The following is a 24,019-nucleotide window of genomic DNA, read 5'->3' as shown; positions in this document are numbered from 1 at the left end:
AGTCCCGGCGGAACACCCCGCTGATCAGCGGTCTTTACGGCGTTCTTAACCTACGGCTTCGTAACCTACGGATTCGTAGCCTACGATTCCGTAGGTTGCCGGCATCCGCTCGCCGGTGTTTTCCGCTCAGCCAGTCCGTCCCCCTGGAGTTCCTGTGACGATCGCTTCCCCGCACCTCGGCAGCCCCGCCGTCTGGACCGACGCCCGCCTGCTGTACGCCCTGGAGGAAGTGGTCGAGAAGGAGCTGAACCGGCATCTGCAGGTCGCCAAGGACTGGATGCCGCACGAGTACGTCCCGTGGACGGACGGCCGCAACTTCCCCGGTCTCTTCGACGACGGCGAGGCCTGGGACAAGGAGCAGTCCAAGGTCACCGAGATCGGCCGGATCGCCCTGGTCGTGAACCTGCTGACCGAGGACAACCTCCCCAGCTACCACCACGAGATCGCCTCGCTGTTCGGCCGCGACGGCGCCTGGGGCACCTGGGTGCACCGCTGGACCGCCGAGGAGGGCCGCCACGGCATCGTGATGCGCGACTACCTGCTGACCTCGCGCGCGGTGGACCCGGACAAGCTGGAGCAGTTCCGGATGGCCCACATGAGCGAGGGCTTCGAGTCCGACAACCGGCACTCGATGCTGCACTCGGTGGCCTACGTCGCCTTCCAGGAGCTCGCGACCCGTATCTCGCACCGCAACACCGGCCACCAGTCCGGCGACCCGGTCTGCGACCGCATGCTGGCGCGGATCGCGACCGACGAGAACCTCCACATGGTCTTCTACCGGAATCTGCTGAAGGCCGCCTTCGAGCTGGCGCCCGACCTCACCATGCAGGCGGTGCGGGACGTCGTCGTGAACTTCCGTATGCCCGGCCACGGCATGCCCGGCTTCGAGCGGTTCGCCGCGCAGATGGCGATCGGCGAGGTCTACAACCTGCGCATCCACCACGACGACGTGATCCAGCCCGTGCTGCGCTTCCTGAAGATCATGGAGATGGACGGTCTCGGCCCCGAGGGCAAGCAGGCGCAGGAGGAGCTGGGCCTGTTCATGGGCGGCCTGGACGCCGAGGCGTCGAAGTTCGACGAGAAGCTGGCGGCCCGCAAGGCCCGTATGGCGGCCCGCGCCGCCGGCTGACCCGGCCGCGCGACGGGCTCGGACCGGCGGACTCGGCCCGGCGGGCTCAGGCCTGGCGCGCGGTGCGCCTGATCTCCAGGCGCTCCTTCTCGGACAGTCCGCCCCAGACACCGAAGCGCTCGTCGTGGTCGAGCGCGTAGTCCAGGCAGGCGGAGCGGATCGGGCACAGCCCGCAGATCCGCTTCGCCTCCCGGACGGAGCTGCCCGGCTCGGGGAAGAAGAAGTCCGCCCCGGTCTGCGCGCACAGCGCCTCCTCCTGCCAGGCCAGGTCGGCAGGGGTGATCGGCGGGATCGCCGTGGTCGTGTCGAAGTGCATGGGCCAGATCGTGCCGGGCGGCGAAAAACGTTCGATGAACGTGCGATCAACGCGGTGTCGCGGGGCCTCCGGCCGCCTCGATGGTGCCGCTCCGCGCGGCCCGGCGCACGGCGGCGCGCGGGGCCGGGCCCACGCCCCCGCAGAAGGCGGTGTTCCGGCGGCGCTCGCCCGGACACGGTGGAAGACTCGGCGGTGCAGACCCCGGGTCCCTTCCGAGGAGGGCGATGATGCTCACCACCCGCTATGTGACCGGAGCGCCGAACTGGATCGACCTCGGCACCCCCGACCTCGACGGAGCCGGCGCCTTCTACGGCAACCTGTTCGGCTGGCGGTTCCGGCCCGGCGGTCCGGAGACCGGCGGCTACGGCTTCTTCCAGCTCGACGGCAGGACGACGGCCGGCGGGATGCAGACCTCCGAGGAGCAGGGGCCGCCCTCCTGGACGGTGTACTTCCGGACACCGGACGCGGACGCCACGGCGAAGGCGGCCGAGGAGGCGCACGGGTCGGTGCTGATGCAGCCGATGGACGTGCTGGACCAGGGCCGCATGGCCCTCCTCGCGGACAAGTCGGGGGTGCGCTTCGGGCTCTGGCAGCCCGGCGCGAACAAGGGCCTCGACGTCGTGCGGGAGCCCGGTTCCCTGCGCTGGCTGGAGCTGTACACGACGGACGTACCGGCCGCAGCGGGCTTCTACAACGCCACGCTCGGCCTGGAGACCTTCGCCCTGGACTTCTACGGCGGCACCTATACGACCCTCAGCCCGAGCGGGCAGGGCGAGGACGCCATGTTCGGCGGTCTCGTCGACAAGGCCGACGATCCGGCGGAGGCGCGGGCCCCGTCGTACTGGCTGCCGTACTTCGAGGTCACCGACACCGACGCGGCCGTCGAGACGGCCCTGGAGGCGGGCGGGACCGTGCGGATGCCGGCCACGGACCTCCCGGACGTCGGCCGGATCGCCAAGCTCGCCGACCCCTACGGCGCCCGCTTCGCGGTGATCAGGAGCGCGTCCCGCTAAGGGCCGTCCCGTCATTCCCGGCGGGCGGGCGACGCCGGCTACGGCACCTCGCCGCGTTGCCGGATCGTCCGCATACATCCAGTATGCGGACGACCCTCCGCCTTGCGATGCACCGCATCCGACGCCGCACGCCGATCCACCGGGAATGACGGGACAGCCCTCAGGCCGACGCACGCCGGACCAGGGTGGTCGGCAGGACCACGCTGGACGGGGCGGCGACGGGCTCGTCGGCGGGGCGGCGGTCGAGCTCGCGCAGCAGCAGCCGGGCCATCAGACGTCCCATCTCCTCTATGTCCTGACGGACCGTGGTGAGGGCCGGGTCGGTCTGTTCGGCCACCGGCAGCATGTCGTCGAACCCGATCACGGCCACGTCGTCCGGGACCCGCCGGCCGGCCTCGCGCAGCACGCGCATGGCGCCCGCCGCGGTCAGGTCGTTGGCGGCGAACACGGCGTCGACGTCCGGGCAGCGCTCCAGCAGCTCGCGCATCGCGCGCTCACCGCCGGCCGGGGTGAAGTCGCCCTCGGCGATGAGCCGCGGGTCGGCGTCGACCATGACGTCCCGGTACCCGTCCAGCCGGTCCACCGCGGACGTCTGGTCGAGGGCGCCCGCGATGTGCGCGATCCGGGTGCGGCCGAGTCCGGCGAGATGGCGCACGGCGTCGCGCGCTCCGCCCCGGTTGTCGACGTCGACGTAGACGACTCCGCGGGTCTCGCCGCTCCAGCCGGGCCGGCCGCCGAACACGGTCGGCACCCCGGCGTTCTGGATCAGCCCGGGCAGCGGGTCGTCGAGGTGCAGGGAGAAGACGAGCGCCCCGTCGACATGCCCGCCGGCCAGGTAGCGGGCGACGCGGGCGTGGTCGTCGCGGCCCTCGGTGAGCAGGAGTACGAGCTGGTTGTCGTGGGCGGTCAGCTCCTTGCTGATGCCCCGCAGCTGGAGCGCGAAGAACGGGTCGGCGAAGACCCGGGTCTCCGGTTCGGCGACGATGACCGCGACGGCGTCGTGCCGGCGGGTCACCAGGCTGCGCGCGGCCTGGTTGGGGACGTAGCCGAGTTCGTCGACCGCCTTGCGGACCCGTTCGACGAGGCGTTCGCGGACGCCGTCGCCGCCGTTGACCACACGGGACACGGTGGCCCGTGAGACCCCGGCCCGGGCGGCCACGGCCTCCAGCGTGGGGCGCGGGGCGGTTTCGGTCACTTCACGGCTCCTCGTCGGCGGTTGCCGATCAGGATAGCCATGGCCGGGGCCGTTTGTGAGAGCGCTCTCGTCACCGTCTCCCCCGGCGACGTCGCTCAGTGCTCGTGCGCCGTCCCCGAACCCCCCGTGGACGCCCCCTGCCCGTGGTCGTGCGGGTCGTATCCGGGGATCGTGCCGTCCTTCTTCCTGACCAGGAACAGCCCGACCATCCCCATGTCGGAGTGGCTCTGGACATGGCAGTGGTACATCCAGGCGCCCGCGCCGACGCCCTCACCCGCGATCACCTGGAACCCGAACGAGTCGGCCGGGCCGACGATCTTGTTGTCGATCACCTGGCTCGGGTCGTCGGGGCCGGTCAGCAGGCCGGTGCGATTGTCGGCCCAGCGGTGACCGTGCATATGGAACGTGTGGTAGTACTCGCCGTGCGTGATCACCACGAACTCGACGCGGTCGCCCACCGTGGCCTCGAAGTCCGGGCCGCTGTGCGCCGGTTTGTTGTTGATGAGCATGTCGTTGAAGACGATGGTGTGCGTCCTGTCCGGCAGGACGTCGCCCTTGCGCCGGACGACGACCGGCCCGTACAGGCCCTTGCGGATGCCGCCCGTGCCGTGTTCGGTGCCGACGACATGGTCGTGGTAGTGCCAGTAGCCCGCGCTGCCCGCCCGCCAGGTGCCGTCCGCGCGGCGGCCCGGGGCATGGGTGCGCCAGGTGTAGGTGCGGGTGGCACCGGGCTCGACATGGCTCCTGTTGAGCTTGGTGCCGTCGCTGGTGATCTCGTAGTCGAGTCCGTGGACGTGCAGGCTCGCGGGGACGTCCAGGGTGTTCTCGACCTCGATGTGCGCGGTGTCGCCCTCGTTGAGCTCGATCAGCGGGCCGGGGACCGTCGCCTTGCCCTTCTCGAAGCCGTAGCCGAGCTGACCGTCGGCCAGTTTCTCGATGTAGAGCTTGAGATGGCGGACCTCGCCTCCGGCCGGGGCGGTCCGCGCCGGTGATGCCGCGCCCGCCGCCTCGGGTACGGACGCCAGGGACAACGATGTCGCGACGGTCGCGCCGCCGAGCAGTACACGTCGGTTGAAACTACGTCTGTCCATGCCGAACTCCCCACGGCGTTACGGAATTTACGGGGGTGAACCGGAGCGACGGTACCGGTCGCCCTCGCGTTTATCCACACTCAGGACAAAGTTCGTCCGAGTCCGGTCATAGGTATTGGCGAGTCGTTCAAAGCGGTCTAACTTCCTAGTCGCTGTTGCTGTGACCGTGGAGGTGCCCATGCACTTACGAGGGTTGAGCACGAGAAGACGTACCTGGGTGGCCGGTGTGGCTGCCGGGGCCGTCGCCGCCGGGCTGATGTCCGCGCCGGCGGCGACCGCGCGCCCGGCGCCGGATCCGCCCCTGACAACGATGTCCATCAAGTCGCCGCCGGGCGGCGCGAATGTGCGGGTGCTCATCTTCTACGGGTCCGCGGCGGCCGGCGAGGAGTCGCCCGTCGTGAACGCCGGTATCGAGGCGATCGAGAAGATCGGTCTGTCCGGCCCGGCGGAGCAGCGCTTCGCGGTCACGGCGACGAAGGACGCCTCGGTCTTCACCAATGAGACCAAGCTGAGCCGCTTCAACGCGGTCGTGTTCCTCACCGGCGGCGGTGACGTCCTCGACCCCGAGCAGGAGGCGGGTCTCGAGGCGTACATGGAGGCGGGCGGCGGTTTCGTCGGCATCCATGACGCGGCGCGCGCCGAGCCGTACTCGGACTGGTTCACCGGACTGATCGGGGCGCGTCCCGCGAGCGCGAGCCCGGCCACCGCGCAGCGCGCGGTCGTCGAGGTGGGCGACCGGCGGCACCCGGCCACCAAGGAGCTGCCGGTCCAGTGGAAGCGGCCCGACAAGTGGCTGAACTGGGCGAAGAACCCCTCCGGCGAGGTGCACACGGTCGCGCGGGTGCGCGAGTCGTCGTACCAGCCCGGGACCGGTGCCAACGGCTGGGACCACCCGGTGAGCTGGTGCCGTGACTACGACGGCGGCCGCTCCTTCTACACCGGCATGGGCGGCACGGTCTCCTCCTACGACGAGACGGACTTCCGCTCCCATCTGCGCGGCGCCCTGCTGTGGACGACACGGCTGGTCCAGGCCGACTGCAAGGCCACCATCACCGGCAACTACAAGGCGGAGCGGCTCACCCAGCCCAACCAGCCGGGCCGGAACGACCAGATCGGCGAACCGCACGGCCTGGTCACGGCCCCCGACGGCCGCGTCTTCTACATCGGCCGCGGCGGCGCCGACTCCTCGCAGCCCGTGATCACGGACTGGAACAACCCGGACGTCGGCAAGGGCAAGGGCGAGATCCACGTCTACGACCCGAAGACGAAGCAGGTCACCCTCGCGGGGGCGCTCACCGTCTTCGGCAACAAGGGCGGCGGGGACGAGCTGACCAAGGTCGAGGAGGGGCTCCTCGGCATCGAGCTCGATCCGCGCTTCGAGGACAACGGCTGGGTGTACCTGCACTACACCCCGCACGCACGGATCGACCGCGACAAGCGGATGGCCGAGCGGCGCGTCTCGCGCTTCACCCTCGACCGGGCGACGGACAAGCTGGATCTGGGGAGCGAGAAGGTGCTGCTCAAGTGGCCGGTGCAGATCCACAGTTGCTGCCACGCGGGCGGCGGGATGGCCTGGGACTCCAAGGGCAACCTGTACATCGCGACCGGCGACAACAACTCCAGCGGGTTCAGCGGCGGTTACTCGGGCAACAACCCCGAGCCCAACTACAAGGGCGTGTCCTTCGCCGACGCGCGCCGCACCGCCGGCAACACCAACAACCTCAACGGCAAGATCCTGCGGATCCACCCGGAGCCGGACGGCACGTACACCCTGCCGGAGGGGAACCTCTTCACCGGCGAGGAGACCGCCGAGGGCGGCGGCAAGACCCGCGGCGAGATCTATGTGATGGGCGTCCGCAACCCGGCGCGCATCTCCGTCGACCAGCAGACCGACGTCCTCTACGCCGGCTGGGTCGGCCCGGACGCCGGGGCGCCGTCGACGACCTGGGGGCCCGCCAAGTACGACACGTTCGCCGTCATCACCAAGGCGAGCAACCGGGGCTGGCCGTACTGCATGGGCAACAAGCAGCCCTACCGGGACCGCAATCTGCCCGACCCGAGCAAGCCGCTGGGCTGGTACGACTGCGACCACCCGAAGAACGAGTCGCCGAACAACGACGGTCTCGTCAACCTGCCGCCGGTCACCGGCAACAACATCTGGTACTCGCCGCAGGGCGGCGCCCCGGACTTCCCGCGCGACGCGAACGGCGTGCCGTCGTACAAGCAGGAGGAGGCCACCTACGCGCTGCCGTGGCTCAAGGGCGGCGGGCAGGCGGCGATGAACGGGCCGGTGTACCGCTACGACGCGGAGAGCTCCAGCGCCGCCAAGTGGCCGGCGTACTGGGACGGCAAGTGGTTCGTCGGCGACTTCTACGACTCCGACCAGCCGCGCAACGCGGTGATCACCGACCCGAAGAACCACGGGGACGGCGGTCTGCCGGTGCACTCGGAGTCGCTGAAGAAGATCGTGCCGATCGGCAACGACGGCATCAAGAACCTCATGGACTGGAAGTTCGGTCCGGACGGTGCGCTGTACGTGCTCGACTACGGCCGCGGGTTCTTCACCTCGGACGCCAAGTCGGCGCTGTGGCGCGTCACCTACACGGGCGGCGGGCCCACGCCGGCCGCCGGTCAGCTGGCGAGGGGGACGCAGTGACACGAAGAGCATGGGCGGCCCTGCTGGCCGCGCTGATGGTGGTGCTCGGCCTCCAGGCCCTGCCCGCGGCAGGACAGCCGCGGGCGGGGGCGGAGGCGGCCGCCGCCCAGGTCCTCACCTGGACCGCGGGCGACGACATCACGAAGTACGCCTCGGCGCCCACGACGGCCGTGGCGGGCCCGACGACGATCGTCTTCGAGAACAGCGCGGCGACCGGCAACACCACCGGGATGCCGCACACCCTGACGTTCGACACGTCGGACGTCGAGTACAACGACGACGTGCAGCTCAACATCCTGGCGAACCCGAACGACGACCAGGGCGGCCGGCACACGGCGGAGGTCACGCTCACCCCCGGCCGCTACCGCTACTACTGCACGATCCCCGGCCACGGGCAGATGCAGGGCACCCTGATCGTCACCGAGGGCACCGGCGAGGACACGACGGCCCCCGAGGCGTCGGCGCACGTCAGCGGGACGCAGAACACGCAGGGTGAGTACGTCGGTTCGGCGAGCGTGGCCGTCCACGCCACCGACGAGGAGGGCGGTTCCGGCGTGGACCGCGTCGAGTACGCGCTCGGCGACGGCGCCTGGCAGCCGTACACCGCTCCGGTCGTGGTCGACCAGGTCGGCGACCACACGGTCCGCTACCGGGCGCTGGACAAGGCGGGGAACGTCTCGGCGGAGAAGAGCGTCACGTTCACGGTGGTGGCGCCGCAGTCCGACGACACCACCCCTCCGGAGACATCGGCGACCGTCAGCGGTGACAAGGACGCCGACGGGGCGTACATCGGCATGGCGACCGTCACGGTCTCCGCGTCCGACACCGGTTCCGGGGTCAACGGCGTCGAGTACGCGCTCGGCGACGGCGCCTGGCAGCCGTACACCGCGCCGGTGATGGTGCACGAGCCGGGCGAGCACATGGTCCGCTACCGGGCGGCCGACAAGGCGGGCAATGTGGCGCCCGCCAAGGACGTGCGCTTCACGGTCGTGCCGGCGCCGGAGGACGACACGACGCCACCGGTGACGGGTGTGACGGTCGAGGGCACGAAGAACTCGTCCGGGGCCTATGTCGGCAACGCGAAGGTGACGGTCACGGCGACCGACGAGCACCACGGTTCGGGCGTCGACCGGATCGAGTACTCGATCGACGCCGGTCCGTACCTGGCGTACACCGCGCCGGTCGTCGTGGACCGGGCCGGCACCCACACACTGGCGTACCGGGCGACCGACAAGGCCGGCAACACCTCCGCCGCCCGCACGGTGGCCTTCACGGTGGTCTCCAGTCAGGTCCCGGCGCCCAACTGCCCGGAGTTCGACGAGCGGCTGACGGTGATCGTGGGCACGGTCGACTCGGGCGTCCCGAACCGGCTCACCAACAGCCGGTGCCGGATCAACGAGCTGATCGAGGACGAGAAGGAGTGGACGTCGCACGCGCTGTTCGTCAAGCACGTGACCTCCGTCCTGGACAAGCTCCTCAAGGAGGGCGTCGTCGACCAGCGCGAGTACCGGGCGATCCGCAAGGCCGCCCGGCAGTCGGGCATCGGTGAGCCGGGCCAGACCGAGGGGTACCGCACGATCCTCGACGGCAGCCCCGAGTCGTTCGCCAAGTGGCAGCAGGTGGGCGGTGGTTCGTTCGCGCCGAACGGCGACGGGTCGATCACCAGCGGCACCAGCCGGTCCGGCCTGGGCATGCTGTGGTTCCCGGAGCGCAAGTACGGCGACTTCTCGCTGAAGCTCCAGTGGCGGGACGACGCACCGGGCACCGGCAACGCCAACTCCGGTGTGTTCGTGCGCTTCCCGTGGATCCACGACCACCCCGAGGAGCCACGGCCGGAGTGGGCCGCCATCAAGTACGGGCACGAGATCCAGGTGTTCGACTCGCCCACCGGCGACATGTACAAGACCGGGTCGGTCTACGGCTTCGACCGGGTGGGGCTGGCCGGTGCCGGCGTCACCCAGAAGGGCACGTGGAACGACTACGAGATCCGGGTGGTCGACCAGCACTACTCGGTCTACCGCAACGGCGTGCTGATCAACGAGTTCGACAACACCGGCGGCCAGGTCTTCGAACCGCCTCGCTCGGACGACCCGGGCACGGACGGGCGGCGGTTCGCCTCCGGCTACATCGGGCTCCAGGTGCACAGCACGACGGACGTGGTCTCGTACCGGGACGTCCGGATCAAGGAGCTGTAGGCTCCGGCGGCGTCTCCTCGTGGGGCGCCGCCTTCCTGGCCCGGCTCGGCTGTACCCGCTTGGGTTCCCCCGGCATCTTCGGATACTCGGGCGGGTACGGCAGATCGCCGAGGCCATGGTCGCGCTCGTCCTTGTTCGCGAGGTCCAGCAGCGCGTCCAGCGAGAAGCGGTGGTCGTCCATGTCGGCATGCACATCGCCGAGTTCGGCGAACCGGGCCGGCATGGTGGCGATGTCGAAGTCACGCGGGTGGGCGGTGCCCACCTCCTCCCAGCGCAGCGGCGCCGAGACGGGGGCGTGCGGCCGGGCCCGTACGGAGTAGGCGGACGCGATGGTGCGGTCCCGGGCGGTCTGGTTGTAGTCGATGAAGATGCGCTCGCCGCGCTCCTCCTTCCACCACTTGATCGTGACCCGGTCCGGCATCCGGCGTTCCATCTCCCGGCCGACCGCGATGGCGGCGCGCCGGACCTGGGTGAAGGTCCAGCGCGGCTCGATCGGCACGAAGACATGCAGCCCGCGCCCGCCGGACGTCTTGGGCCAGCCCCGCAGGCCCCCGAACTCGTCGAGCACGGACCGCAGTTCATGGGCGGCGCGCACGGCGTCGTCGTAGTCGGTGCCGGGCTGCGGGTCGAGGTCGATGCGCAGTTCGTCGGGGTGGTCGACGTCGTCGCGGCGGACCGGCCAGGGGTGGAAGGTGAGCGTGCCGTACTGGGCGGCCCAGACGACGGCCGCCTCCTCGGTGGGGCACATCTCGTCGGCGCTGCGCCCGCTGGGGAACGTGATGTGGGCGGTGGGGATCCAGTCGGGCATGTTCTTGGGGGCCCGCTTCTGGTAGAACCACTCGCCGTTCACCCCGTCGGGGTAGCGCTCCAGGGTGGTGGGCCGGTCGCGCAGGGCGCGCAGGATGCCGGGGCCGACGGCGGCGTAGTACTGGGCGAGGTCCAGCTTGGTGAAGCCGCGCTCCGGGAAGAAGATCTTGCCGGGGCTGGACAGCCGTACGGTCCGCCCGCCCGCCTCCAGCTCCACCGCTTCGCCCATGGCCGCCACGGTAGGCGTCGCACGGACGCCTCGCACATCGGGCGGGTGCGGCCGGTGCCCCGCAGAATCGGACCATGGACCTGCCGGTGATGCCGCCCGTGAAGCCGATGCTCGCCAAGTCGGTGGCGAAGATCCCGCCGGGCATGCAGTACGAGGCGAAGTGGGACGGCTTCCGGGCGATCGTGTTCCGCGACGGGGACGAGATCGAGCTCAGCAGCCGTACCACCAAACCTCTGACCAGGTACTTCCCCGAGCTGGCGACAGCGCTGAAGGAGCGGCTGCCCGAGCGGTGCGTGGTGGACGGGGAGATCGTGATCGCCCGGGAGGGGCGGCTGGACTTCGACGCGCTCACCGAGCGCATCCACCCGGCGGACTCCCGGGTGCGCACGCTGGCAGAGCGGACCCCGGCGTCTTTCGTGGCGTTCGACCTGCTGGCACTGGACGACGCGTCCCTGATGCGGGCGCCCCTGACGGAGCGCAGGGAGCAGCTGACGTCGGCGCTGTCCGGGGTGACGGCACCCGTGCACGTGGCGCCGGCGACGACCGACATCGAGACGGCCCGGGGGTGGTTCGAGCAGTACGAGGGGGCCGGTCTCGACGGGGTCGTCGCCAAGCCGCTCACCCTGCGCTATCTGCCCGACGAACGCGCCATGTACAAGATCAAGCACGAGCGGACGGCGGACGTCGTCGTCGCCGGCTACCGCCTGCACAAGAGCGGCCCGGTCGTCGGCTCGCTGCTGCTCGGCCTGTACGACGACCGGGGCGCCCTGCAGCATGTGGGGGTGTCGGCGGCGTTCCCGATGAAGCGGCGGGCCGAGCTGATCGACGAGCTGGAGCCGCTGCGGATGGACGACGTCTCCGGGCACCCGTGGGCGGCCTGGGCCGAGGAGGCGGCCCATGAGTCGGCCCGGCTGCCGGGGGCGCCGAGCCGCTGGTCGGGCAAGAAGGACCTGTCCTGGGTGCCGCTGCGGCCGGAGCGGGTCGCCGAGGTGGCGTACGACCACATGGAGAACGGCGCCCGGTTCCGGCACACGGCCCGCTTCCGCCGCTGGCGCCCGGACCGCACCCCCTCCAGCTGCACGTACGAGCAGCTGGAGGAGCCGGTGCGCTACGACCTCGCGGAGATCTTCGCGCCGCCGACGTGACCGGGCGCCTCGCTGGTACGGGTCAGGGCTTCATCAGCACCTTCACCGCGCCGTCCTGCTTGCGCTGGAACATCTCGTAGGCGTGCGGGGCGTCGCTGAGCGGTACCCGGTGCGTGGCGAAGTCGTCGACGCCGAGCGGGTCCTCGTCCGTGAGGTACGGCAGGATCTCGTCGGCCCAGCGGCGCACGTTGGCCTGGCCCATCCGCAGCTGGATCTGCTTGTCGAACATGGTGAGCATCGGGATCGGGTCGGCCATGCCTCCGTACACGCCGGACAGCGAGATGGTGCCGCCGCGCCGCACCAGGTCGATCGCGGTGTGGAAGGCGGCCAGCCGGTCGATGCTGAAGCGCTCGGCGAACGGGCCGCTGATCTTGCGCGGCATGATCGCGGCGGCCGACTGCGCCAGCTTGGCGGCGGCGCTGCCGTGTGCCTCGGTGCCGACCGCGTCGATGACGGCGTCCGGTCCGCGCCCGTTCGTGGCGTCGCGGATGGCGGTGACGAGTTCCTTCTCGTCGTCGAAGCTGCGCAGGTCGTACGTCTCGACGCCCCGCTGCCGCACCCGCTTCAGGCGCTCGGGCACCAGGTCGACGCCGAACACCTGGCCGGCGCCCAGGAGCCGGGCGACCCGGCAGGCCATGTCGCCGATGGGGCCGAGGCCGAGGACCGCGACGCTGCCGCCCTGGGGGACGCCCGCGTACTTGACCGCCTGCCAGGCGGTGGGCAGCACGTCGGAGAGGTAGACGAACCGGTCGTCGGCGGGCCCCTCCGGGATCTTGATGGGGCCGAACTGGGCCTGCGGGACGCGCAGGTACTCGGCCTGGGCGCCCGGCACCGCGCCGTACAGCCGGGTGTAGCCGAACAGGGCGGCGCCCATGCCCTCCCCGGTGACCTGGGTGGTCTCGCACTGGGTCGGCAGGCCGGTCAGGCACATCCAGCAGTCGCCGCAGGCGATCTGGAAAGGCACCACGACCCGGTCCCCCGCCTGGAGGTCCGGCACCCCGGCGCCGACCTCCTCGACGATGCCCATCGGTTCATGACCGAGGATGTCGCCGGGTGTCATGAACGGCGTCAGGACTTCGTACAGGTGCAGGTCGGAACCGCACAGTCCGGACGACGTGATGCGGATGACCGCGTCGGTGGGTTCCTCGATCCTGGGATCGGGCACGTTCTCCACGCGGACGTCCCGCTTCCCCTGCCAGGTCACTGCCCTCATCGCCCCGCACTCCCTCCGTCGCCTGTGCGCGTTCGTGCGTGGCGCCCGGGTACCCCTGGCTCCTCCACCGAACCGCACGCCGGGCCCGGGCCGGTCCCGGGCGAGAGGGGTGGGCCGTCCGGCCGCCCGGGTGATGGGCCGATCGACGGACGGACGCACAGGAAGGCCTCCGACCGGGTATGGCCCCTATGAACCGATAAGCGCACTATTTATGGCATGGACAGGGTGGGTGGGCCCGGGTGACGACGGTGAGCGGACGACAGGCGCGCGGCCGGCGCGTCACGAGCGTGGCGGCCCTGGTGGCCGCCGCCCTGACGGCCTCCCTGGCGGCGGGCTGTACATCCGGGCCGGGCGACGACGGCCGCGGCCGCACACGGTCACCGGACATGAGCGCGGGCCGGGCGTCGGTCCTCGCCGTGAAGATCGACAACGTCCGTGCCGCCCGCCCGCAGACCGGGCTGAACACCGCGGACGTCGTGTACGTCGAGCAGGTCGAGGGGGGCTTGAGCCGGCTGATGGCGGTGTACGCGACCCGGCTGCCGAAGAGCGTCGGTCCGGTGCGCAGCGCGCGGGAGTCCGATCTGGAACTGCTCGCGCAGTTCGACCGGCCGACGCTCGCCTTCTCCGGGGCGCAGAGCAAGCTGTTGCCACTGATCGACAAGGCGCCCGTGAGGGCGCGGCCGCCCGGCACGGCGTCCGGCGCGTACGTCAGGGACCCGGACCGGCGCTCCCCGCACAACCTGTATCTGCGGCCGGACCGGCTGATGCCCGCAGCGCCGGGCGCGGACGCCCTGACGACCGGCTTCCGCTTCGGCGCCGCCCCGGACGGCGGCCGGGCGGCGGCCTCGCAGACGGTGCGCTACCCGGCCGCCCGGTACACCTTCACCTGGTCCCCGGACCGCGGGCGCTGGCTGGTCGGCATGGACGGCAGGGCCGCCGCGACGACGGACGGGGGCCGGATGGCGGCCGCGACGGTCGTGGTGCAGGAGGTGAAGGTACGGCCCTCCGCGTACCGCGACTTCCTCGGCAACAACACGCCGTTCACCGAGACGGTGGGCTCCGGGAAGGCGCGGGTGCTGCGCGACGGACGCGCCTACGACGTGCGGTGGAAGCGCCCGAAGGCCACGGACGGCACGACGTTCACGACGAAGGACGGCGAGCCCGTGAAGTTCCGGCGGGGCCAGGTGTGGGTGCTGTTCACGAAGGCGTCCTGAGCGGTCGCGCGCGTCCGCGTTGCTCAGGGCTGCCGTACGGCGGGCTCCCCCGGGTTGCGCAGTCCCTCCGCCGCGTCCGCGACCCGCCGGATCAGGTCGAGGAACAGGGTCTGCTCCTCCGCGGAGAGCGGGGCGAGGAAGACCTGGTTCATCCGCGCGGTGCGTACGGTCAGCCTCTTGTGCGTGCGCAGCCCCTCGTCGGTGAGCCGCAGCAGCGAGCGGCGCCCGTCCTGCGGGTCACGCACCTTGTCGAGCAGTCCGCGGCGCCCGAGCCGGCTGATCACCTCGGCGATGGTGGACCGGTCGAGCCCGACGCGCTCCCCCACCGTCCGCTGGTCGAGGCCGGGCTCGGCGACGAGGGTGTTCAGGACGGCGAACTGGGGCGAGGTGATCTCCTCGGAGACCATCGTGTTCCACAGCAGGTGGTGCGCCTGCTGGAGCCGCCGGGCCAGATGCCCGGGGTGGGTGCCGAGGTCCACGGCGGCCATGCGCGCTCCCTGACGTCTCGTCCCGGCTGGGTTCGTCGGTTGTGTTTGTCGGTGCACTGAACGATACCGGATCGCCTCAGCTGCGACCCCCTTCCGGGGAGCCGCCGAATCGGCTCAGGGGCGGGGTATTGACGTCCTCTCCCCCACGGTGGCAGCGTGAGTCGCACCTCGTGAAGATACTCAGTGCGCTGACTACCTCGCTGCTTTCAGGCGGGCAGGCGCTCGGAAGAGATGGGGCTTCCCGGATGGACAAGGTGGTCGCCACGGCCCTGGAGGCGGTGGCCGACGTGGGCGACGGGGCGTCGCTGGCCGTGGGCGGCTTCGGCCTGAGCGGTGTGCCGAACGTACTGATCCACGCGCTGTACGAGCGCGGTGTGTCCGGCCTCGCGGTCGTCTCCAACAACTGCGGCGCGATGGAGTCCGGGCTGGCCGTACTGCTGGCGGCGGGACGGATCGCCCGGGTCACCGGCTCCTACATCGGCGCGAACAAGGAGTTCGCCCGGCAGTACCTGTCCGGGGAGCTGGAGGTGGAGATGATCCCGCAGGGCACGCTGGCCGAGCGGCTGCGGGCCGGCGGCGCCGGCATCCCCGCCTTCTACACCCCGGCGGGTGTCGGCACCCAGGTCGCCGACGGCGGACTGCCCTGGCGCTACGACGGTTCCGGCGGGGTCGCGCTCGCCTCGCCGCCGAAGGAGATCCGCGAGTTCGACGGCACCGAGTACGTACTGGAGCGCGGTATCCGCACCGACTTCGCGCTGGTCCGCGCCGCCCGGGGCGACCGGCACGGCAACCTGGTGTTCGCCAAGTCCGCCCGGAACTTCAACCCGCTGGCCGCGATGGCCGGGCGGATCACGATCGCCGAGGTCGAGGAGCTGGTCGAGCCCGGCGGTATCGACCCGGACGCGGTCCACCTCCCGGGGATCTTCGTCCAGCGGGTCGTGGCGCTTACCCCGGAGCAGGCGGCGGACAAGGGCGTCGAACGGCGCACGGTGGCACCGCGTACGGCGCGCGGGACGGTGGACGGCTGATGGCGTGGACACGCGAGGAGATGGCCGCGCGGGCCGCCCGCGAGCTGCGGGACGGGCAGTACGTCAACCTGGGCATCGGGCTGCCGACACTGATCCCGAACCATCTGCCGCCGGACGTCGAGGTCGTCCTGGAGTCCGAGAACGGCATCCTCGGCACGGGGCCGTACCCGGACGAGGACGAGGTCGACCCGGATCTGATCAACGCCGGCAAGGAGACCGTGACGGTGCTGCCGGGCGCCTCCTTCTTCGACTCGGCGCTGTCGTTCTCGATGATCCGGGGCGGGCACATCGATGTGGCCGTGCTGGGCGCCATGCAGGTGTCCGAGCGCGGCGACCTGGCGAACTGGGCCGTCCCCGGCCGGATGATCACCGGCATCGGCGGCGCCATGGACCTGGTGCACGGCGCCCGCACGGTCATCGTCGTGATGACCCACACCGCCAAGGACGGCTCCCCGAAGATCCTGCGGGAGTGCACGCTGCCGCTGACCGGCCGGGCCTGCGTGGACCGGATCGTCACCGACCTCGGCGTCCTGGACGTGACCCCGGACGGGCTGCGGCTCGTCGAGACCGCGCCCGGTGTCGGCGCGGAGGAGATCACCGCCCGCACCGGTGCCGCCTTGATCACGGACGCCGACGACCCCCGAGGAACGACCCCATGACGCTCACCCAGCACGACATCGACCAGGAGATCGCGGCCGAACGCGCCGCCTATCAGAAGCGGATCGCGGACGGAGCGCCCGTCGAGCACCATCCGCGCCGGGACTACGCGCCGTACCGCTCGTCGCTGCTGCGCCACCCGAAGCAGCCGCCGGTCACCATCGACGTGAGCAGCGACCCGGAGCTGGTCGAGCTGCACTCCCCCGCCTTCGGCGAGCGGGACGTCACCGAGATCGACAACGACCTCACCCGGCAGCACACCGGCGAGCCCCTCGGGGAGCGGATCACCGTCTCGGGGCGGCTCCTGGACCGTGCCGGGCGCCCCGTGCGCGGCCAGCTCATCGAGATCTGGCAGGCCAACGCGGCCGGCCGCTACGCCCATCGGCGCGAGCAGCACGACGCCCCGCTGGACCCGAACTTCACCGGGGTGGGCCGCACCCTCACGGACGCCGACGGCCGGTACCACTTCACGACCATCCAGCCGGGCCCGTACCCGTGGCGCAACCACCTCAACGCCTGGCGGCCCGCCCACATCCACTTCTCGATGTTCGGCTCGGCCTTCACCCAGCGGCTGGTCACCCAGATGTACTTCCCGGGCGACCCGCTGTTCCCCTACGACCCGATCATCCAGTCCGTGACCGACGACGCCGCCCGGCAGCGGCTCGTCGCCACCTACGACCACAGCCTGTCCGTGCCGGAGTTCTCGATGGGCTACCGCTGGGACATCGTGCTGGACGGGCCGAACGCCACCTGGCGGGAAGAGGGGCACTGAGCCGTGACGACGACCGACACGAACGGACCGGGCGGCGTCCTGCCGACGCCCTCCCACACGGTGGGCCCCTTCTACGGCTACGCGCTGCCCTTCCCCGGCGGCGAGGACATCGCCCCGCTCGGGCACCCGGACACCATCACCGTGCACGGGTACGTCCTCGACGGCGCGGGCGCGCCGCTGCCGGACGCGTTCCTCGAACTGTGGGGCGCCGACCCGGGCGGGAACATCCCGACCGCCGACGGCTCGATGCGGCGCGACCCGGCGAGCGGCGGCCATCTGGGGCGCAACGGCGTGGAGTTCACCGGCTGGGGCCGGACGCAGACCGACGCGGACGGGCACTGGTACGCGCGCACCCTGCGCCCCGGCGCCCGCGGCGCGAGCGCCCCGTACCTGAGCGTCTGCGTGTTCGCGCGGGGGCTGCTGGTGCACCTGTTCACCCGGCTCTATCTGCCGGAGGACACGGCCGGGCACGCCGCGGACCCGCTGCTCGCCGGGCTGCCCCCGGAGCGACGCGCCACGCTGGTCGCGCGGGACGAGGGCCGTGCCACGTACCGTTTCGACATCCGCCTTCAGGGCGAAGGCGAGACGGTCTTCCTGGAGTACCAGTGACTTCTGCCGAAACCGGTGACAGCGGTCTGCTCGCCCCCGGGTGGACGGGTTCGGCGGCGGCCCGCGCGACCGGCGACACGGCCTTCCTGCAGGCCCTGCTGGACGCGGAGGCCGCCCTGACCCGCGCCCAGGCGGCCCTGGGCCTCGCCCCGGAGGAGGCCGCCCGGGCGGTGACCGGCGCGGCGGACGCGGACCGCTTCGACACACGGGCGCTCGCCGAGGAGGCACGCGCGGGCGGCAACCCGGTCATCCCGCTCGTCGGCGCGCTCACCCGGGCCGTCGGCGAGGAGCACGGCCCCTACGTCCACCGGGGCGCGACCAGCCAGGACATCATGGACACCGCCCTGATGCTGGTGGCCGTGCGCGCCCTCGGCCCGGTCCTCGCCGACCTGGAGCGCGCCCAGCGGGCGTTCGCCCGGCTGGCCGCCGCGCACCGCGACACCGCACTGCCGGGCCGCACCCTCACCCAGCACGCCGTCCCGACGACGTTCGGTCTGAAGGCAGCCGGGTGGCGCGCGCTGGTCCTCGACGCGCGGGACCGGACGACGGCCGTACGGGACACGCTGCCCGCCCAGCTCGGGGGTGCCGCCGGGACGCTGGCGGTGTTCGGGGCGTACGGGGCGGCCGACCCGATCGCGCTGCCGGCGGGCTACGCCCGCGAACTCGGGCTGCGGGTCCCGGAGTTGCCGTGGCACACGCTGCGCACCCCGGTCGCCGACCTAGCGGGCTGCCTGGCGTTCACGGCGGGCGCCCTCGGGAAGGCCGCCGTGGACGTGCTGACCCTGTCGCGCACCGAGATCGCCGAGGTCGCCGAGGGCAGCGGCGGCGGCTCCTCCGCGATGCCGCACAAGTCCAACCCCGTACGGTCCACCCTGATCGTCGCCGCCGCCCGGCGGGCGCCGCAGCTCGCGGCCACCCTGTACGGGTCGCTGGTCGCCGAGGACGAACGGCCGGCCGGCGCCTGGCACGCGGAGTGGGAGCCGCTGCGGGACCTGCTGCGCCTGGTGGGCGGCGCCGCCCGGGACGCCGCCGAGCTGGCGGAGGGGCTGCGGGTGCGCCCGGACGCGATGCGCGCGAACCTCCATCTCACCGGCGGGGCGGTCGTCTCGGAGCGACTGTCCGCCGAACTGGCCCCGGAGCTGGGCCGCGCCCGCGCCAAGGAGCTGCTGACCCGGCTGGCCGCGGAGGGACGCCCGCTCGCCGAGGCGCCCGAGCTGGCGGACGCCGACCTCGACCCGACGCACTACACCGGCTCCGCCGGAGCCCTCACCGACCGTGCCCTGGAGCGACGTTGACCCTTCTCCACCACCGCGCCGACGGCCCCGCCTCCGCGCCCCCGCTGCTGCTCGGACCCTCGCTCGGCACCTCGTACGCGCTGTGGGACGCGGTGGCGCCCGAGCTGTCGCCCACCCACCGGGTGATCCGCTGGGACCTGCCCGGGCACGGCGGCTCACCCGCCGGTCTGCTCAGTCCCAAGGCGACGGTCGCCGACCTGGCCGGCCTGGTGCTCACGCTCGCCGACTCCCTCGGCATCGAGCGGTTCGCCTACGCGGGTGTCTCGCTCGGCGGTGCCGTCGGGCTGCATCTGGCCGTCCACCACCCGGAGCGCGTCACCTCGCTGGCCGCGATCTGCTCGTCGGCGCACTTCGGCGGCTCCGCGCCCTGGGAGGAGCGGGCCGAGCGGGTACGGCGGGAGGGGCTGGCGGGACTCGCCGACACCGCGGACGCCCGCTGGTTCACCACCGGCTTCACCGTGCCCCGGCTGGTCCGCGACCACCGGGAGGCCGACCCCGCCGCCTACGCCGCCTGCTGCGACGCGCTGGCCGCGTTCGACCTGCGCGATCTGCTGGACCGGATCACCGCGCCCACCCTGCTGGTCGCCGGCCGCGATGATCCGGCGACCCCGCCCGCGCATCTGCGGGAGATCGCGGACGCCGTGCCGGGCGCCGCGCTGGTCGAGATCCCGGGCGCCTCGCATCTGGCCCCCGCCGAACGGCCGGAGGCCGTGCTCACCGCCTTGCGCGCCCACCTCGGCGGCGACGGGCGGCGGGGCATGGCGGTGCGCCGCGAGGTGCTGGGCGACGCGCACGTGGACCGGGCGCAGGCCCGCCAGACCGCGTTCACCGCCCGCTTCCAGGACTTCATCACGCGCTACGCCTGGGGCGAGATCTGGACCGACCCGACACTCAGCCGGCGCGAACGCAGCATGATCACCCTGACGGCGCTGGTCGCGCACAGCCACCACGAGGAGCTGGCCATGCACGTCCGCGCGGCCCGGCGCAACGGTCTGACGCCGGACGAGATCGGCGCCGTGCTGCTCCAGACGGCCGTGTACTGCGGGGTGCCGGCCGCGAACGCCGCGTTCGCCGTCGCCCAGCGGGTGCTGTCCGAGAAGTCCGACGCGGACGCCGGCACCGCCGGGTGACCCGGGCGGCCGTACGCCGGGCCGCGGCGCGCGTGTGCCGTCCGGCGTGCCTACGGTGAGGTCATGTCCACGCTGCTGCTCACCGGCGCCACCTCGGGCCTCGGCCGGTACGTCGCCTTCGAACTGGTCCGCGCCGGGCACCGGGTGCTCGCCCACGGGCGGGACGCCGACCGCACGGAACGGCTCGTCGAGGAGCTGCGCGCGCACGGGGAGGCCGACGGGTACGTGGCCGATCTGGCCTCGCTCGCCCAGGTGCGGGAGCTGGCCGCGCATGTCGCCGGCGACCACCCGGAACTGGACGTCCTCATCAACAACGCGGCGGTCGGGGGCGGTCCGGACCTCACCCGCCGGGAGCTGAGCGCCGACGGCCACGAACTGCGTCTCGCGGTGAACTGCCTGGCGCCGGTGGTGCTGACCCGCGCGCTGCTGCCCGTGCTGCGCGCGAACGCCCCGGCCCGGATCGTGAACGTCGGCTCGGCGGGCCAGGAGCCGCTGGACCCCGCCGACCCGGAGATGACCCGCGGCTACGACGGCGTGGCCGCGTACTGCCGCAGCAAGTTCGCCCTGGCGGTGCACACGTTCGTCCTCGCCGACGAGCTGGCCGGCACCGGTGTGTCGGTGAACGTGGTGCACCCGGCGACGCACATGGACACCGCGATGGTCCGCGACAGCGGCTTCACGCCCTTCCACACGGTCGCCGACGGCGCCCCCGGTGTCGTCGCGCTCGCCACCCGGGACCGGGGCTCGGGCGGTTACTTCGAGGGGACGTCACCGGCCCGGGCCCATCCGGCCGCCTACGACCCCGGCACGCGGGCGCGGCTGACGGCGGTCACCGAGCAGTTGCTGAGCCTGTGACCGGGTCTCAGAGCAGACCGGTGGCCAGCGCGGCCTCGGCCTGGAGCACCAGCCCGTCCGCGCCGCAGGAGCGGGCCAGCGTCAGACCGCGCCGCAGTTCCGCGGCGGAGCGGGCGGCCAGGCCGTACTCGACGCGGGCGACGGCGTGCTCGTACTGGCAGGGCGACGCCTCCAGATAGGTGACGGCCCGCTCGGCCAGACGCACGGCCCGCTGCCCGGTCTCCAGCGCCGCCGCGCAGCGCAGGGCCTCGCCGATCGCGGTGTCGGTGCCCAGGCGCTCGGCGTGCCGGCGGAGCTCGGCGGCCAGCCGGGCGGCCCGCGCGGGGTCCTCGTTGGCGAGGGCGCGGGCGAGGTCCACCGCCCAGGGGACCAGGACGGGGTTGTGGTGGCCGCGGACGGCCGCCGCCTTCTCGGCCGCCTCCAGTTCGTTGATGCCGTCCTTGGTGCGGCCCACGGCGAGCAGCAGCCGGCCGCGGACCGAGCGCGGGTCCGGCAGCACGATGGTGGACGGGTAGGGCGGGGCGAAGCCGTACCGCTCGGCGATGTCCCAGGCCTCCTCGACATGGCCGCGGGCGAGCAGCGTGTCGACGAGGTTGCAGGTCGCGGACCAGTGCAGCGGCAGCCGCCGGCCGACGCGCTCGGCGAACGCCAGCGACTCGCGCAGGGACTCCTCGGCCTCCCGGAGCCGCCCGCGTCTGCGGTGACCGAGCCCGACATAGGCGTGCGCGAGGGCGAGGTGGCCGCCGCTCCAGCCGACCGACTCGTAGGCGCGCAGCGCCTCGTTGTAGAGGGTCTCGGCGCGGTCGAGGCGGTCGGTGAAGGCGTAGGCGCTGGCCAGCATCATCGGCAGCTCCAGGCCCCACTCGGGGTCGGTCCAGCCGAGGCCGGGGGCGAGGCGGCCGTTGACGAGGGCGCGGTCGCACAGCTCGGCGACCTCCTCGGCGTTCTCGCCGCGCGCCATGGCGTCGAAGCCGCGCAGGATGAGCAGGGCGCGCTCGGAGTTGTCCCGCCCGGTGCAGGTGGCGGCCAGGTCGGCGAGGCGCGCGGAGCGTCCCGGTGAGGCGGCCTCGCCGTGGATGCCCTCCCACATGAACTGCACGGCCTGGAGCCGCAGCCGGGTGGGTCCGCTCTGCCGGGCGGCCTCCGCCTCGACGGTGCGGACGGCCTCCTCCAGCTGGTCGTTGTGGAGCAGGGCCTGGGACAGGCGGTAGACGGCGTCGACGCGTTCGTCGCCGTCCAGGCCTGGCAGGGCGAGGGCCCGCTGCAGATGGTCGATGGTGACGGCGGGCGCGGTCAGCAGGGTGGCGCAGCCGAGTTCGTGCAGCACATGGGCGTGGATCTCGGGGCGGGGCGGCTCCACCAGGGCGCGCTCCAGACAGCGGCGGGCCGCGTCGGGGGCGCCGACGGCCAGATGCTCGCGGGCGGCCTCGCGCAGTTGCTCGACGAGTTCCTCGTCGCCGTCGGGGTGGACCTCCAGGAGGTGGCGGGCGGCGACGGCGGCACCCCGGCCGTTGTCGGTGACGACGCGGGCGGCGATGCCGTGCATGGCGGTGCGCAGCGCGTCCGGGATGGAGTTGTAGACGGCGGTGGCGATCAGCGGGTGGACGAACTGGAACTCGCCGTCGTCGGGCTGCACCCCGGCGGGGTCGGGTTCGGTCAGTATGCGGGCGCTGCGCAGGAGTTCGGCGCAGCGCACGGCGTCGTCGACACCCATCGTGGCCAGTTCGGCGACCAGGTCGACGGTGATGCCGGTGCCGAGGATGGCGGCGGCCCAGGCGAACCGGGTGGCCTCGATGCCGAGGGTCTCCAGGCGGGCGACGAGGCCGCCGCCGCGCGCCGCGCGGTTCAGGGCGCGCAGCTCGCCGGCGGCCGCCTCGGTCGGCTCGAACTCGTTCTCCTGGACCTTGGCGAGGAGTTCGACGGTCTCGTACGGGTTGCCGCCGGTGACGGCCCAGACCTCGCGGCAGAACGGCCCGTCGGCGTGGGCGCCCAGGGTGGCGCGGGTGAGACCGGCGGTGGCCTCCGGGGTGAGGGCGCTGAGCGTGGAGACGGAGTCACCGGCGTCGGCGATGGCGTCGAGGTGGCGGGCGCTGTCGCCGCTGACCTCGCCGGGGCGGCGGGCCACGACCACTAAGACGTTCTGCTCGGCGAGGCGTTCGCTGAAGGCGGCGAGCCAGCGCAGGGTCTCCTGGTCGGCCCAGTGGGCGTCGTCGATCAGCAGCACCAGCGGCCATTCGCGCCGGGCGAGCCGGCGGACGGCGGCGACCAGTCCGTCGCACACACCCTGCGGGTCGGCCTGGCGGTCGCCGGGGTCCGCTATCCCGAGGGCGGGCCCCGCGATGTCGTACCAGTCGCCGAGGTACTCGCGGGCCTCCTCGGGCATCAGCGACAGGAGCGCGGGCTGGAGCAGCTGCCGTACGACGTTGAAGGGCACGGAGCTGAGGGTCTCGCCGCCGCGGGCGGACCAGACGGTGCAGCCGCGGGCCTCGGCGATACGGCGGGTTTCGGCCAGCAAGGCGGTCTTGCCGAGGCCGGCCTCGGCCCGCAGCACCAGCAGGCTGCCCGAGGAGGTCTCTTCGGCGCACAGCCGGTCGAGGGCCCGCCCGATGGCGGCGACCTCCTCGTCGCGCTCCCAGAGGGAGGCCGAGGCGGCCTGCGTGGGCCGTACCTCCGTCATCCCGCTACCTCCCCAAGTCGCCCGGACGTACCGAACCCGAGCGTAGTCCTCCGGCGGACCGAATGGAGAGCGGTCGGGGGACCTGTTGCCGCGACGGGTGACGGCGGGTGCGGGCGGGCGACGCGCAGGGCCCGCGACATGGCCCGTATCGACTGAATGACAGTCAAATTCCGGTCACGGAGGGGCAGTCGGGGATCGGCGGCGTGGGTGGAGGGCCGGGCTCCCCGGGCTCGTCGCGGAGGTTCCGGACCGGGCGGGGCGGCGCGGGGGCGGGCCCTCTCATCCGGCTTTCACCCGCACCTCAT

General features: G+C 72.5%; 20 protein-coding genes. 13 read left to right on the top strand and 7 right to left on the bottom strand.

Annotation, left to right across the window (positions count from 1 at the left end; translation table 11 throughout):
• The first annotated feature begins 154 nt into the window (after window positions 1–154).
• A complete protein-coding gene (locus DC008_RS29455; protein WP_055619189.1) occupies window positions 155–1,129 on the top strand; it encodes an acyl-ACP desaturase in 975 nt (324 codons plus the stop codon).
• Between the two features lie 46 nt (window positions 1,130–1,175).
• Here DC008_RS29455 and DC008_RS29450 read toward each other — a convergent pair whose 3' ends face one another.
• Window positions 1,176–1,445, bottom strand: coding sequence for a WhiB family transcriptional regulator (locus DC008_RS29450; RefSeq protein ID WP_108709564.1), 270 nt, complete (start codon window positions 1,443–1,445; stop codon window positions 1,176–1,178).
• Between the two features lie 227 nt (window positions 1,446–1,672).
• On the opposite strand from DC008_RS29450, the gene DC008_RS29445 reads away from it, so the two are divergent.
• Complete coding sequence (locus DC008_RS29445; protein ID WP_108710921.1) at window positions 1,673–2,458, top strand: VOC family protein; 786 nt, start codon at window positions 1,673–1,675, stop codon at window positions 2,456–2,458.
• A gap of 160 nt (window positions 2,459–2,618) precedes the next feature.
• Here the strand turns inward: DC008_RS29445 and DC008_RS29440 are convergent, their stop codons facing one another.
• Both DC008_RS29440 and DC008_RS29435 read right to left on the bottom strand, forming a co-directional pair.
• Complete coding sequence (locus DC008_RS29440; protein ID WP_108709563.1) at window positions 2,619–3,653, bottom strand: LacI family DNA-binding transcriptional regulator; 1,035 nt, start codon at window positions 3,651–3,653, stop codon at window positions 2,619–2,621.
• Between the two features lie 95 nt (window positions 3,654–3,748).
• The gene (locus DC008_RS29435; RefSeq protein WP_108709562.1) at window positions 3,749–4,744 is read right to left on the bottom strand and encodes a multicopper oxidase domain-containing protein; all 996 of its coding nucleotides are present in this window, start codon (window positions 4,742–4,744) and stop codon (window positions 3,749–3,751) included.
• A gap of 178 nt (window positions 4,745–4,922) precedes the next feature.
• On the opposite strand from DC008_RS29435, the gene DC008_RS29430 reads away from it, so the two are divergent.
• Complete coding sequence (locus DC008_RS29430; RefSeq protein ID WP_208646023.1) at window positions 4,923–7,400, top strand: ThuA domain-containing protein; 2,478 nt, start codon at window positions 4,923–4,925, stop codon at window positions 7,398–7,400.
• A gap of 35 nt (window positions 7,401–7,435) precedes the next feature.
• Window positions 7,436–9,595 carry an OmpL47-type beta-barrel domain-containing protein gene (locus DC008_RS29425; protein ID WP_108709561.1) on the top strand — a complete coding sequence of 720 codons (2,160 nt, stop codon included), beginning with the start codon at window positions 7,436–7,438 and terminating at the stop codon, window positions 9,593–9,595.
• Here DC008_RS29425 and ligD read toward each other — a convergent pair.
• Window positions 9,582–10,631, bottom strand: a complete 1,050-nt coding sequence (ligD, locus tag DC008_RS29420) for a non-homologous end-joining DNA ligase (RefSeq protein WP_108709560.1) — start codon at window positions 10,629–10,631, stop codon at window positions 9,582–9,584. The genes DC008_RS29425 and ligD overlap by 14 nt on opposite strands.
• 74 nt (window positions 10,632–10,705) lie before the next feature.
• On the opposite strand from ligD, the gene DC008_RS29415 reads away from it, so the two are divergent.
• Window positions 10,706–11,776 (top strand): ATP-dependent DNA ligase, encoded by a 1,071-nt coding sequence (locus tag DC008_RS29415; protein WP_108709559.1) that lies wholly within the window; start codon window positions 10,706–10,708, stop codon window positions 11,774–11,776.
• 22 nt (window positions 11,777–11,798) lie between these two features.
• On the opposite strand, the gene DC008_RS29410 is transcribed toward DC008_RS29415, so the two are convergent.
• On the bottom strand, window positions 11,799–12,989 hold the full coding sequence (locus DC008_RS29410) for a zinc-dependent alcohol dehydrogenase (protein ID WP_108709558.1): 1,191 nt from the start codon (window positions 12,987–12,989) through the stop codon (window positions 11,799–11,801).
• Between the two features lie 239 nt (window positions 12,990–13,228).
• Here DC008_RS29410 and DC008_RS29405 point away from each other — a divergent pair, with 239 nt between their 5' ends.
• Window positions 13,229–14,203 (top strand): DUF3048 domain-containing protein, encoded by a 975-nt coding sequence (locus DC008_RS29405; RefSeq protein ID WP_425276557.1) that lies wholly within the window; start codon window positions 13,229–13,231, stop codon window positions 14,201–14,203.
• 23 nt (window positions 14,204–14,226) lie between these two features.
• Here the strand turns inward: DC008_RS29405 and DC008_RS29400 are convergent, their stop codons facing one another.
• Window positions 14,227–14,691: a MarR family winged helix-turn-helix transcriptional regulator gene (locus DC008_RS29400; RefSeq protein WP_055619198.1), complete on the bottom strand. Its 465-nt coding sequence runs from the start codon at window positions 14,689–14,691 to the stop codon at window positions 14,227–14,229.
• Window positions 14,692–14,936: 245 nt separating this feature from the next.
• Between DC008_RS29400 and DC008_RS29395 the strand changes: the two genes are divergently transcribed.
• From DC008_RS29395 to DC008_RS29365, 7 genes are all read left to right on the top strand, one after another.
• Window positions 14,937–15,719 (top strand): CoA transferase subunit A, encoded by a 783-nt coding sequence (locus tag DC008_RS29395; protein WP_108709556.1) that lies wholly within the window; start codon window positions 14,937–14,939, stop codon window positions 15,717–15,719.
• The gene (locus DC008_RS29390) at window positions 15,719–16,378 is read left to right on the top strand and encodes a CoA transferase subunit B (RefSeq protein ID WP_108709555.1); all 660 of its coding nucleotides are present in this window, start codon (window positions 15,719–15,721) and stop codon (window positions 16,376–16,378) included. The genes DC008_RS29395 and DC008_RS29390 overlap by 1 nt, the downstream gene beginning before the upstream one ends.
• On the top strand, window positions 16,375–17,148 hold the full coding sequence (gene pcaH / locus DC008_RS29385) for a protocatechuate 3,4-dioxygenase subunit beta (RefSeq protein WP_108709554.1): 774 nt from the start codon (window positions 16,375–16,377) through the stop codon (window positions 17,146–17,148). Before DC008_RS29390 ends, pcaH begins: the two co-directional genes overlap by 4 nt.
• Before the next feature lie 3 nt (window positions 17,149–17,151).
• Window positions 17,152–17,757, top strand: a complete 606-nt coding sequence (pcaG, locus tag DC008_RS29380; RefSeq protein ID WP_108709553.1) for a protocatechuate 3,4-dioxygenase subunit alpha — start codon at window positions 17,152–17,154, stop codon at window positions 17,755–17,757.
• Window positions 17,754–19,052, top strand: a complete 1,299-nt coding sequence (gene pcaB / locus DC008_RS29375; protein WP_108709552.1) for a 3-carboxy-cis,cis-muconate cycloisomerase — start codon at window positions 17,754–17,756, stop codon at window positions 19,050–19,052. Before pcaG ends, pcaB begins: the two co-directional genes overlap by 4 nt.
• Window positions 19,049–20,182, top strand: a complete 1,134-nt coding sequence (gene pcaDC / locus DC008_RS29370) for a bifunctional 3-oxoadipate enol-lactonase/4-carboxymuconolactone decarboxylase PcaDC (protein ID WP_108709551.1) — start codon at window positions 19,049–19,051, stop codon at window positions 20,180–20,182. The genes pcaB and pcaDC overlap by 4 nt, the downstream gene beginning before the upstream one ends.
• Before the next feature lie 63 nt (window positions 20,183–20,245).
• Complete coding sequence (locus DC008_RS29365; RefSeq protein WP_108709550.1) at window positions 20,246–21,037, top strand: SDR family NAD(P)-dependent oxidoreductase; 792 nt, start codon at window positions 20,246–20,248, stop codon at window positions 21,035–21,037.
• Window positions 21,038–21,044: 7 nt separating this feature from the next.
• Here DC008_RS29365 and DC008_RS29360 read toward each other — a convergent pair whose 3' ends face one another.
• Window positions 21,045–23,714 carry an ATP-binding protein gene (locus tag DC008_RS29360; RefSeq protein WP_108709549.1) on the bottom strand — a complete coding sequence of 890 codons (2,670 nt, stop codon included), beginning with the start codon at window positions 23,712–23,714 and terminating at the stop codon, window positions 21,045–21,047.
• Window positions 23,715–24,019 lie beyond the last annotated feature (305 nt).

This window comes from Streptomyces nigra, assembly GCF_003074055.1.
Classification (GTDB): Bacteria; Actinomycetota; Actinomycetes; order Streptomycetales; family Streptomycetaceae; genus Streptomyces; species Streptomyces nigra.
The sequence above is the reverse complement of the archived record's forward strand: the minus strand, read 5'-3'. Positions and strand labels throughout refer to the sequence as shown.